Consider the following 12,345-nt stretch of genomic DNA (forward strand, 5'->3'; position numbering starts at 1 on the left):
AGAATAAAATCTGGATAAATATTAAATTGATATTTATCCAGATCCTATCCCGTTATTCTTATAATTTAGACAATCTTACATCATAAGTAGTGAGGGTTCGACGGTCAGTATGCCTGGCTTTAATAGCAAATTCGTCTATAAAAGTCCCGGCACTGATAATAAATGTCCTGGCTCCTCCCTGAATTTCCTCAACCCAATTAATTGAGATTGATTTATCAGGGATGGACTCAATACCCATTACGATAAATGAAGATCCGTCAAATCGTTTTATTTCTCCTTTGTACGATCGGGTTATATCATTGGAACTTTCTATCGCTAATTCTATTACCGCGAAATTGTTGCCATTACTTTCTTCGCAAATATTCCATTTTCCCTCAAAATTTTCAGCCACTAATTTTTCTGATTTTGATACGGAGATAGTACCGTAACTTGAGATTTCCCCTACAGAGGCAGTCATTCTCGCGTTTCCGGGGGTGTAAGCGGAGACTAGTCCTACTTCATCGATATTGGCCAGGCATCCATTGCTTGACTTCCAATCAAATGTGATACCTGACATTTCTTGGTCGAATTGGTCAAATCCTTTTGCGGAAAACTGAATTTGTTCGCCTCTTTTTCCAGAAATGGTTTTGGGAAAAACCTCAATCTTAGTAAGTACCAAATCTTCTGAAGTCACAGTTACGGGGATTTTAGAGGATTTTGCGGAAACTTCAAAATGTATTTCGGTACTTCCGGCTCTTAACCCTTCTACCAGTCCACCATCGCTCACGGTGCTTACTTGCTCATCATGGGATTTGTACAATATTTCAGGATTCTCAATTTCGACTCCATCGATATCAAATACTTTTATTTCAACCTGGACCTTTTGACCCACTTCTATAATAATCTCAGAAGGTGTTACTTCAAAGCGATGGGGTTCCTTTGGAGATTCTGCTTCAGGTTCTAATGCATTAAAATTGTGGGCTACCTTAATACCTGTTTGGTTTTTTACTTCAATAGAGGCAGTTCCGGAACTTTTTGCTTGTGCCAAACCACCTGAATCAACGCTGATCACATTGGGATTTGAAGAAGTCCAAGTCAAAGTTTGATTGTTCATTGTATTTCCCTCATTGTCCTTGACCAGAGCTTTTAAATTCATGGTTTCCCCTACGGTCAATTCCGATTTGGGAAACTCCATTTCAATTGAGGAAGCCACCGGTAATTCTGGGGTGATATCTTCTTCTTCAGAAGTGCACATCCCAGAAGTTAGAATTACTGTTGCAATCAAAAGAATAAAATTGGCTTGGGATCGAAAAGATTTTTTCATGGTTTATATGTTTATTTGGAATATTGTACATTGATGATTTCGCCCGGAGGATCTTCCTTTGAATATGAAAAATTAACTTTTTCAGCTTATCGGTAAATTTTGCAGGAATGAACCCAGTGTATTGTTTCATCGCCTAATTCCCTTTTACTTTCCACTGGACTTGAATCGCAAGCAACAGCGGAATTTGCAGTTGCACCTTAAATGTTAACTTTGAAATTTCCCGCTTTTTGACTTGCATTTGAAGATTCTGACACGTAGAAAGAAAAATTAAACATCAGCGGCATAAGAAATAATGTTAAACTCGTTTTATGCATTGCGAATGCCATTCAATACTGTATTTATCTGATAATTAGTCCCTTGTTTACTTTAATTGACTTCACCATATCGGTTTCAGGAATTGGTCTCCCAATTGTTTGATTTTCTTTCGGTTTCAATATCCTTAGAAAGCCCAATGCATATTTCGGGTTAAAATGAAGTCATCCATCGACATACAAAATGAAGGTTAAGAAAATCAAAAAGAGACTGTTTCAGAAAGAATATTACCTTAGTTACCGTATATTTCTTTACAAATAAACCTCCGGTGAGTCAAACCTATACCTGATCATGAATAAGCTGGGTTTGGGTTAGTTTCAGCTATTTTGATTTTGAAAAGTGGCTACAAATAGGGCCGGAAATGTTACCAAATTCATAAGCGGTTCACCCATTTTTTAAGTGCATATATTAAAATAATCGTTATATTCATGATTCATATGTTTTTTTAAATCAGCTTTTTAACAAAAAAATATTGACACCATCAATCGCTCTGGTCCAATGAAAATAAAAATTTTGTTCATTTTAATCCTCTTTTCCCCCTTACAATCACATTCACAACAAAGAATTGACAGTTTAAAGAGCGTGTTGCTCAAAGGCCTACCCGATTCATCTATTATTCTTACAGAAATGGAGCTTTCGAGAGCTTTAAACAGAAGCAGGTCCAATGATTCTGTACAGTACCTGCATGCCCAAAATGCTATAGATTTGGCCCTTCAGCTAGACGACACACTTCTGTATGCCAGAGCACTGGATAATTTGGGACTGCTGTATCGCTATCATCAGCAATATTCAGATGCGGGACAATTTCATTCAAAAGCATTTTCGCTCATTGAACACAAGCCGTATGATCCTCTATATAAAATGATCTTTGCCAACAACGCGGGTCTGGCTTCACGGTATGACCAATCCTATGATAAGGCCGTTTATTTCTATCTCAAAGCTTTGAATATTGCTGAAAGCCAAAAGGACCTGAAAAACATAGCGATCTCCTGCAATGGATTGGGCAATACATTTTCCCAAATCCCCTCCAAGGAGAATGAATCACTTGAATATTTTGAGCGGTCATTGGATGCGGAAGAAAAAAGAAACAATCCCTTGGGGATGGCCATGAATTATCTCTCGATCAGCGATCATTACATTGGAAAGCAGCAATTTGATATTTCCCGTGAATATTTGAACAAGCTGCTCAAGCTGAATGAAGCAAGAAAAGATAAATTCGGATTGGCCATAACCTATGAGTATTTTGGCCACAGTTACTTGGCGGAGAATAAAAACTCCGATTTGGCCATCAATTATTACCAAAGGTCTTTAACCGCCTTTGAGGAGTTGAACAACAAACACAAAGTAGCAGGATTGTTAAGTAATCTGGGACAAGCAAGTTTGAGGGTCGGTCAGACCCATGCATCAAAAAACTACTATCTTAAATCCTTGGAACTTGCCAAGGAAATTAACAATAAAGCCCTAATAATGCAAAGCGCCAAAGGATTGGCAGATGTCTCAGAAAAGCTGGCAGACTATAAGAATTCACTGCTCTACACTCATTTTTCCAACCAATATAAAGACAGCATCAATCTATTTGAACAAGAAACTCAGATAGCAGCAATCACCCGTCAATATGATCTTGAGAAAAAAGAATCTCAGATCGTTCTTTTAGAGAAAAACAGAAATCTTCAGGAAGCAGAACTGAAAGCCCAAACTCAAAAATTCAAAACGCAACAGGCATTCTTGATTTTGATTGCGGTGGTCTTGATCGCCCTGATCATTACTTCGATTCTGGTATTGAGAGATGTGAAAAACAAAAAGAAAACCACACAGCTATTACAGCAGAAAGAAAAAGAACGGGTGGAGCATGAGTATAAAATAAACCTGCTTCAAGCAGAAATGTTGGCTACCCGCATGCAGATGAATCCACATTTTTTATTCAATTGTCTGAATGCTGTTAAATACCTGATACAAACAGAGAACTATTTTAAAGCGAAGGACTACTTGATTGTGTTCAGTAAATTTGTCCGTTTGGTCTTAGAAACAAGTCAAAAACAGGTAATTCCTATTGAAGAGGAATTGGGAATAGTCTGCAAATACCTAAAGCTTGAAGAAAACAGATTTGATCAGAGCTTTCTCTATCAAGTCAATAATTCACTTACGGATGCGGTATCGAAAGAGGTCATGTTGCCTCCTATGTTACTTCAGCCTTTTGTCGAGAATTCTATATGGCATGGCTTATTGCCCAGTAATAAAGCCGAGAAAGTGATCGCGATAAACATATCCGGCGATCTTGATCAGATCAAAGTGGAAATTGTTGATAATGGAGTAGGGAGAAAAATAAATTCCCGGGAATCATCCTCCATGCTCCATAAAAGTATGGGTACCCGCATTACCCAAGATAGAATTAACCTGTTTAATAAAACCAGTAATTATACGATCTCTTTTAAAATCAATGATATTCTCGATGCTCAAAAACTATCCGGAACCAAAGTAGTGATTTTACTACAGGCGACGTAATCAACTAAATTAACTGTAAATGAAAGTAGCCATAGTGGACGATGAAATGCATTGCATTGAAAGCCTTGTTTTAGACCTACAAAGTATCGATAAGAACATTGAGTTGGTCTATAAAAACAACAAACCCGAAGAGGCCTTGGATCAGCTGGCCAATCTGGAATTAGACCTGCTTTTTTTGGATGTGGAGATGCCAGGCATGAATGGTTTTGAGTTTCTGGAGCAAATGGGTACTATTCCCTATGATGTTATTTTTACAACAGCCCACAGCCAATATGCAGTAAAAGCATTTAAATATCACGCTTTCAGTTATTTGATGAAGCCTATAGATGACAAAGAACTGGCCGAAGTAATTCACCAATGGGAAAAGGGAAAGGTGAAATCCAATGATCAAGTCAATAATATCAAATCCCTTCTAACACAAATGAAAAGTGAAGGTATTCTGAAAAGCAAGATAGCGCTTCCGGTTTATGATGGATATGAATTTTTGGAAGTCGACGACATTACCTATTGCCAAAGTGATAATAATTACGCTACTTTTTACTTAAAAGATGGAAGTAAAATGTTGATAAGCAAGACGCTGAAGGAGGTGGAAAAGATACTGGAAAAACACATGTTTTTGCGTATCCATCAATCCTTTCTGATCAATCCCAAATACCTTAAAAAATACCAGCGGACAGACGGAGGCTATGTGATCATGGAGGATGGCACTTCCATCCGGGTCAGTAATCAAAAAAAAGAATTGATAATCGGTTTTTTTGAAGCAGTAAAAAGGAGTGAATAAATTAAACCCAAAGTGAATACACTTACTCTAAAATAATTGAAAAGCGATCCCAAATAGGGCCTTCCTAGGAATTAAACCCATGTTCTGCCTGACCAATCCCACTCCAGTCATAAATTACCGGATAATCAGTCGGGTATTTACTTTTTCAGGCTTTGTCAAATCGGGAATACTCCTTATTCTCCAATAGAATGGTTTTATTTTCTTGCCCCTATAAACCAATGGGGAAACCCAATGCATATCGGCTAATAAAGAGATATCCTAGTAATATTGAGAAGCGCTCTCAGAAATTTGATTTTTCCGAACAATTCCGGAAGGGTGCAGCACCTCATGTTTTTTCCCCAATGTCACTTTAAGGGCGCTCTGTCAAAACCATTGTAATCTGCTGTCCAAATTGTTTTCTTCTTCAAGTCGGTAAGCAACAAGTTTCCCGCCTTTTGCTACACTGTAATCCAATCAGCAAATATTTTTCCTGTAGACCAAGGGTTTTCCTTTCAGCCAATAATGTCCGAAGAATACTTTTTTGTCCAGGATCTGTCAATGGCACAAAAATTAAATCTTCATTTTCATCAATTGAAAATATTTGCCCAGCTTACTTTTTATCTTTGCACCAAAAAAAAGAAATGAGTTGGATTGTTTTAATTGTAGCAGGATTATTTGAAGTGGCATTTGCTTATTGTTTAGGCAAAGCGAAATTCACGACAGGAAATGAAATGTATTTATGGTATTTGGGTTTTCTGATCGCGCTTGCCATGAGTATGGGACTCTTGATCAAAGCAACCCAAACCTTACCCATCGGAACAGCTTATGCTGTATGGACAGGGATAGGAGCGGTTGGAACCGTTTTGATCGGGATTTTTGTCTTTAAAGAGCCTTCCACATTTTTGCGTGTCTTCTTTATCGTCACCTTGATTGGCTCTATTGTCGGGCTTAAGGCAGTTTCTTAATGAAATCGAGGCTGTTTAACTATTTGGAGATCATTGGCTTTAAATAAGTAAAGCATGAAAAGAATATTTTGCGTATTCCAGAGTCAATCTATTCGCTCCAAATTGAGCTCCTATCAATGGAGTTCTAATTTAATCTGCCAAGAACATTAAGTTCAAAATAAAATTTTAGGTTTAGTTTTAAATTTACTATTTTAGGCGGAGGAAAATGTTTTTGTTTCCTCTTTTGAACCCGTGACCCCAATCTAATAAATGAGTAAATCTAATTTTTCATGTTTGGAAACAGAATTCCCCATACTTTTCAATATTGGCCAAGCAGCTGAATTCAACTTACATCAAGACCCGGTTACCTCCCTTTTCAAATTGCGCCAATTTGGGGAGCGCCTGACTGAGTTTCTATTTGAGGAACATCACCTCGAATTTCCTTATGACAACACTTTTCATAACCGAATTAAAACGTTAGAGCTTGAAAAAATCATTCCCGCACAGGTAAATGATCTACTGAACAGCATCAAGCATAAAGGGAATATTGCCGTTCACCAGAATAAAGGATCTCTTAAGGAAGCGGAAGAATTGCTGTTCTCAACCTTTAAGATTGCCAAGTGGTTTTACCAATCTTATTCTGAGGAGAATGCAGATTTGAGCCAATCCAGATTCAAGGTTCCTGAAAAATTGGATGCACGACATGCCTTGAATGAATTGGAACTTCAATATTCTGAACTCCAAGGCAAATTTCAAGTTCTCCTGGATCAACGGGATAAAACAACACTTCCTGCCGATAAACAAGAAGAAATTAAAATTCGCTCTCAGCAAGCAGCCAAGAAGATTGAAATGTCTGAGGCGGAAACGAGAATGCTCATCGATGAGCAACTGCGACAGGCTGGATGGGAAATAGATACCAATCGGTTAAATTTCAAACTCCACAAAACATTACCACAACGTGGAAAAAATATGGCCATTGCAGAATGGCCAAGTGGATCTAAATGGGCTGATTATGCTCTTTTTGTAGGATTTGAGCTTTACGGAATCGTGGAAGCAAAAAAATATGCTTCGGATATTTCTACTGATTTACAGCAGTCCAAAGTTTATGCGGAATTGATTTCTCCTGGCAATGAATCCAAGTTTATGGGAAAATGGGGTGATTACAATGTCCCTTTTCTTTTTTCTACCAATGGAAGGCCTTACCTCGAACAGATCAAAACCAAAAGTGGCGTTTGGTTTCTGGACGTAAGAAATTCCCATTCCAGATCTCGCGCCTTGCAAGGTTGGTATAGTCCAGAAGGTCTGGTTAAATTATTTGAAAAGGATATTAACGCATCCGAGGAAAAACTCAAAAATGAATCTGCTGATTTTCTAAAGGCAAGCTCGGGGCTGGGATTGAGAAATTATCAGATCAAGGCAATAGCCGCGGTAGAGAAAAAACTGATCGAAAAACCCGAGGACAGAAGGAGCCTGATTGCCATGGCAACGGGTACTGGAAAGACGAGAACCATCATCGGTCTTTGCTACCGATTGATTCAATCAAACAGATTTAAGCGAATACTTTTTTTGGTAGATCGATCACTTCTGGCAAATCAGGCAATCGATGCTTTCAAAGATAACAAAATCATCGGCCTGAATACTTTTTCGGAAATTTATGATGTAAAAGGACTGAAGCAGGCCATTCCTGAACTTGACACCCGTTTGCATTTTGCGACGGTGCAGGGCATGGTCAAGCGGCTTTTTTACAATGATGATGTAGCGATTCCTTCTGTGGATCAGTATGACTGTATCATTATTGATGAGGCCCACCGCGGATACCTGCTCGACAGAGAGATGGACGAGGATGATCTGGATTTACGCGATCAGCGGGATTATGTCAGCAAGTATCGGATGGTCTTGGACTATTTTGATGCCCATGCGATCGCAATGACAGCAACACCAGCCCTTCATACCACAGAGATTTTTGGATCGGCCGTTTACACCTATTCCTATCGTGAGGCTGTTATTGACGGTTTTTTGATAGATCACGATCCGCCGATTCTTATCAAGACCAAACTTGGCGAGGAAGGAATCAAATGGGAAAAGGGAGAAAGACCCAAAGTCCATGACAAGGAATCCAATTCCATTTTGGAAATGGAGCAATTGGAAGACGAACTCAAAATTGACATCGCAGGATTCAACAAGCAGGTAATTACTGAGAATTTTAACCGAACGGTCATTCAGCACTTGGTGACGGAATTGGATCCCGATGGTGAGGAAAAGACATTGATCTTTGCTGCTACGGATGAACATGCAGACCGAGTGGTCCAATACCTGAAAGAGGAGTTTGAAGCCATCGGTGTGGATGTAGCAGATGATGCCATCCAAAAAATAACAGGTAAATCCTATGATCCCCAGGACCAACTGACCCGGTTCAAAAATGAAAAATATCCGAATATAGCGGTCACTGTGGACCTGCTGACAACGGGAATTGATGTGCCATCGATTTGTAATTTGGTATTTCTTCGCAGGATCAAATCCCGGATTCTCTATGAACAAATGCTGGGCAGGGCTACCCGTCGCTGTGATGAAATAGGAAAGGAAATTTTTCAAATCTATGATGCGGTACGCATTTATGAAACCTTGGAAGAATTTTCGCAGATGAAACCTGTGGTGGCCAATCCGAAAGCCAGTTTTAAACAGCTGGTGGATGAACTGAATCATATAGAAAAAGAAGATCGGGTCAAGCGGCAAATCGAACAGATCATTGCTAAAATCCAGCGTAAAAAGAAATACCTCAAGGAACAAAAGGTAGAGCAGTTTCGCTACAATGCCAAAGGAGAAGATCCTGATAGTCTGATCGAACACCTGAAAAATGATCCGCAATCCACCTCAGTCGAAAAATTAAGGGAGCTTTCTGGTCTATGGAAATTTTTGGATGCGCTAAAGCCTTCACCTGTGGGGACTTTGGTATCAGATCATGAGGATAAATTTTTGGGAATAGACCGAGGTTATGGAAAAGGCCAAAAACCTGAGGATTATTTGGATAACTTTGCGCTCTTTATCAAGGAAAACCAAAATAAGATTGGCGCGCTTAAAATCGTTTGTTCGAGGCCTTCAGAACTGGATCGAAAATCCCTGAAAGAATTGTTGATGGCCTTGGATCAGGCAGGCTACAATGCAAACTCACTGAAAACTGCCTGGAAGGCTGCCAAAAATGAAGAAATTGCGGCTGATATTATTTCCTTTATCCGTACGCTTTCTTTGGGCAACTCCCTTGTCAGTCATGAGGAGAGGATCAGGAAGGCTGTCAATTCCATCCGGGAGATGAAATCCTGGAACAAAATCCAACTGAAATGGATAGATCGCTTTGAATTTCAGTTATTAAAAGAGTCGATTTTAAGAAAAGAAGACTTGGATGCTCCTCCGTTTAATGATGCTGGGGGATTTGACAGGTTGAATAAATTATTTGAAGATCAGCTGGAAGAGGTAATCTCCCGACTGAATCAAAACTTATATGCTTAAGACAAAACAATGAGTGCAGAGCAAATAGCGAAGAAACTGTGGGAACTGTGTAATGTGCTCCGGGATGATGGGGTGACCTATCACCAGTACCTGAATGAACTGACCTACATCCTTTTTCTTCGACTTTCCGAAGTCAAGAAGTTTGATCAGGATATTCCGGAAAACTACCGATGGACCAAACTGAAGGAAATCAAGGATAATAAAGAACTCTTTGATACCTACCGGGATTTGCTGGCCAATTTGGGCGCAATGTCAACCAATGAATCCATCACGGAGATTTATACCAATGCTTCGACTACCCTTCGTAAGCCGGTCAATTTGAGGACGCTGATTACCAATATCGATCAGATCGATTGGTTTGAAGATGAGGAACAGGACAAGATTGCCAGTATCTATGAGGAGCTGCTTGAAAAGAATGCCGGAGAGAAAAAGAGTGGGGCTGGCCAATATTTTACACCCCGTCCGCTGATCAATGTGATGGTGGAATTGCTTTCGCCCAAAATTGGCGAACGCTGGAATGATCCTGCAGCTGGGACATTCGGGTTTATGATCGCGGCGGATGAATACCTGAAGCGAAAGCATCATGAGTATTATGAGCTGGGACAGAAAGAACGGGATTTCCAGATCAACGAGGCATTTTCCGGTTGTGAACTCGTACAGGATGCCCATCGACTGGCATTGATGAATGCCAAATTACATGGCTTGGAAAGCAGGATAGAAATGGGTGACACCCTGACGGAATTGGGAAAAACCTTCAGAAACTACGATGGTGTGCTGGCAAATCCCCCCTTCGGTACCAAGCAGGGCGGAGAGCGTCCATCACGGGATGATCTGACCATAAAGACTTCCAACAAACAGCTCAACTTCCTACAACATATCTACCGCTCCCTGCGACGTGATACCGGGACGGCAAGAGCGGCAGTGGTACTGCCGGATAATGTGCTTTTCGAAGACAATGACGGGCAAAAAATCCGTCGTGACTTGATGGATAAATGCGACCTGCATACTATTCTGAGGCTTCCAACCGGAATATTCTATGCTGCCGGAGTGAAGACCAATGTGTTGTTTTTTACGCGGGGCAAAAAAGAAACAGGCAATACCCAGCGTGTATGGATCTATGATATGCGGACCAATGCCCCCAGCTTTGGGAAGCGAACGCCTTTTACCAGAGAAGCATTTGCCGACTTTGTCAAAGCGTATACTGGAGGAATTTCTATTGACCAAGTGAAGGATGACTATACCGGTGAAATCAATGATGCCAAACGAAAGGTGATTCAAGATCCAAGGTGGCAAGTCTACTCCCGAGAGCAAATTGCAGCCAAAAACGATTCCCTGGATATCGGGCTGATCGAGGATGAAAACATCAGCAAAAATTCAGACCTAGGAGATCCTTTGGATATTGCTAGAGCCGCCTCCGATGAATTGGATGCAATCAAAAGAGAGTTTGACCAGATAATCGAGCTGTTGGGATGAGAGATGAAAAATTACCGAAGGGGTGGAAAAATTGTGTAGTAGGCGACCTCTTTAGTTTTGTAGGTGGTGGTACTCCAAGCAAATCCAATTTAAATTATTGGAACGGAGCAGTTCCCTGGGCGTCTATAAAAGATATTTCAAGGGTTGATGTTATAAAATCCACGATTGACTCTATTTCAGAAGAAGGATTAGCAAATAGTGCTTCTAATTTGGCTTCAAAAGGAGACTTGATAATTGGCACAAGAATGTCCGTAGGTAAGGTGGTAATAACAGAAATTGAAACCGCTATTAATCAAGATTTAAAGATCCTTAGAAGTGAATTACCAAATAAGTTTTCGTTCTATTGGTTTTCACACTTACGAAAGGAACTTGAAGAATTGTCAAGTGGTACAACGGTGAAAGGAATTAGGCTTGAAAACTTAAGGAGCCTCTCATTTCCTCTCCCACCCTTCCCCGAACAACAACGCATTGTCGCCAAGTTGGATGCAATATTTGGGCACTTGGATGTATTGCGGGAGAAGCTGGATCGGATTCCGGTGTTGCTGAAAAACTTCCGTCAGCAGGTACTTACTCAGGCTGTGACGGGGAAGTTGACGAAGGAGTGGAGAGAGACAAACTACGTAACATTAGATTTTTCTATTATAGAGGGAAAAGAAATTATTTCAGTAAAGAAAAATCTATACAATAATCAAACTGCAAATTTTTTAGAAAAGTTAGAAGAATCCTTAAGCCTTGATTTAAACGGGGTTTTCTTTTCAAATGATTGGTGCACTATTAAGCCGGAATTCATCTCTTCACCAGAGAAATATTCGATTGGAATAGGACCATTTGGAAGTAATTTAAAAGTAAGTGATTATAAAACTGAAGGATACCCTTTGATTTTTGTCAGAAATGTAATTGCAAATAAATTCGATGGATTGGATCCGAAATTTGTAGATGAAGAAAAGTTTAACGAATTATTGCCCCATACGATAAAGCCGGGTGATCTGTTAATAACAAAAATGGGGACACCTCCTGGAGATTGTAAATTATACCCTGAAAACGCTAAAGACGGGATAATAACTAGTGACATTCTTAAAGTAAGAATATGGAAAAAGTATTTTATTCCAAAATTCTATGAATATGTTATTTCTTCCAAAATTGTGAGAACACAAATTGAAGAAATAACAAAAGGAGTTGCACACCAAAAAATAAGTTTAAAAAGATTCAAAGATATCGACTTGCCCTTCCCAACAAGAATCGAACAAGAAGAAATTGTCAAAAGAGTAGATTCCTTATTCGAACTCGCTGACAGAATCGAATCCCAATATCAGTCCTTAAAAGCCAAGATTGATCAATTGCCTCAGGCGGTATTGAATAAGGCATTTAGAGGGGAATTGGTGGGACAGGAAGTGAAGGAATATGTGAGGGAGGCTGGGGAGGAGATGTTGGCGGCTGAGGGGGTAGAAGGTTATAATAAACTCAATTAGAAATAATGCGATGATTAATCTAACGTTGAAATCAGACTTGCCCAGCCTCGAATTAGATTTAGAAAATCTATTGAACCA

The 12,345-nt window shown here is 39.7% G+C and carries 7 protein-coding genes; 6 read left to right on the forward strand and 1 reads right to left on the reverse strand.

Features of this window, described 5'->3' with window-relative positions; all coding sequences use genetic code 11:
• Positions 1-58: 58 nt before the first annotated feature.
• Entirely contained in the window at positions 59-1,303 is a 1,245-nt protein-coding gene (locus F824_RS0112530) for an Ig-like domain-containing protein (protein ID WP_019598244.1), read from the reverse strand.
• 939 nt (positions 1,304-2,242) lie between these two features.
• On the opposite strand from F824_RS0112530, the gene F824_RS25840 reads away from it, so the two are divergent.
• From F824_RS25840 to F824_RS26845, 6 genes are all read left to right on the forward strand, one after another.
• Entirely contained in the window at positions 2,243-4,117 is a 1,875-nt protein-coding gene (locus tag F824_RS25840; RefSeq protein ID WP_161629751.1) for a histidine kinase, read from the forward strand.
• Between the two features lie 19 nt (positions 4,118-4,136).
• Positions 4,137-4,898 carry a LytR/AlgR family response regulator transcription factor gene (locus F824_RS0112545; RefSeq protein WP_019598247.1) on the forward strand — a complete coding sequence of 254 codons (762 nt, stop codon included), beginning with the start codon at positions 4,137-4,139 and terminating at the stop codon, positions 4,896-4,898.
• A gap of 620 nt (positions 4,899-5,518) precedes the next feature.
• Positions 5,519-5,842, forward strand: coding sequence for a DMT family transporter (locus F824_RS0112555; RefSeq protein ID WP_019598249.1), 324 nt, complete (start codon positions 5,519-5,521; stop codon positions 5,840-5,842).
• Positions 5,843-6,091: 249 nt separating this feature from the next.
• A complete protein-coding gene (hsdR, locus tag F824_RS0112560) occupies positions 6,092-9,325 on the forward strand; it encodes a type I restriction-modification system endonuclease (protein ID WP_019598250.1) in 3,234 nt (1,077 codons plus the stop codon).
• A 9-nt stretch (positions 9,326-9,334) separates the two neighbouring features.
• Positions 9,335-10,798: a class I SAM-dependent DNA methyltransferase gene (locus F824_RS0112565; RefSeq protein ID WP_019598251.1), complete on the forward strand. Its 1,464-nt coding sequence runs from the start codon at positions 9,335-9,337 to the stop codon at positions 10,796-10,798.
• Complete coding sequence (locus tag F824_RS26845) at positions 10,795-12,267, forward strand: restriction endonuclease subunit S (RefSeq protein WP_019598252.1); 1,473 nt, start codon at positions 10,795-10,797, stop codon at positions 12,265-12,267. Before F824_RS0112565 ends, F824_RS26845 begins: the two co-directional genes overlap by 4 nt.
• The last annotated feature ends 78 nt before the right edge of the window (positions 12,268-12,345 follow it).

Origin of the sequence: Rhodonellum psychrophilum GCM71 = DSM 17998 (assembly GCF_000381545.1) — a bacterium.
GTDB lineage: Bacteria > Bacteroidota > Bacteroidia > Cytophagales > Cyclobacteriaceae > Rhodonellum > Rhodonellum psychrophilum.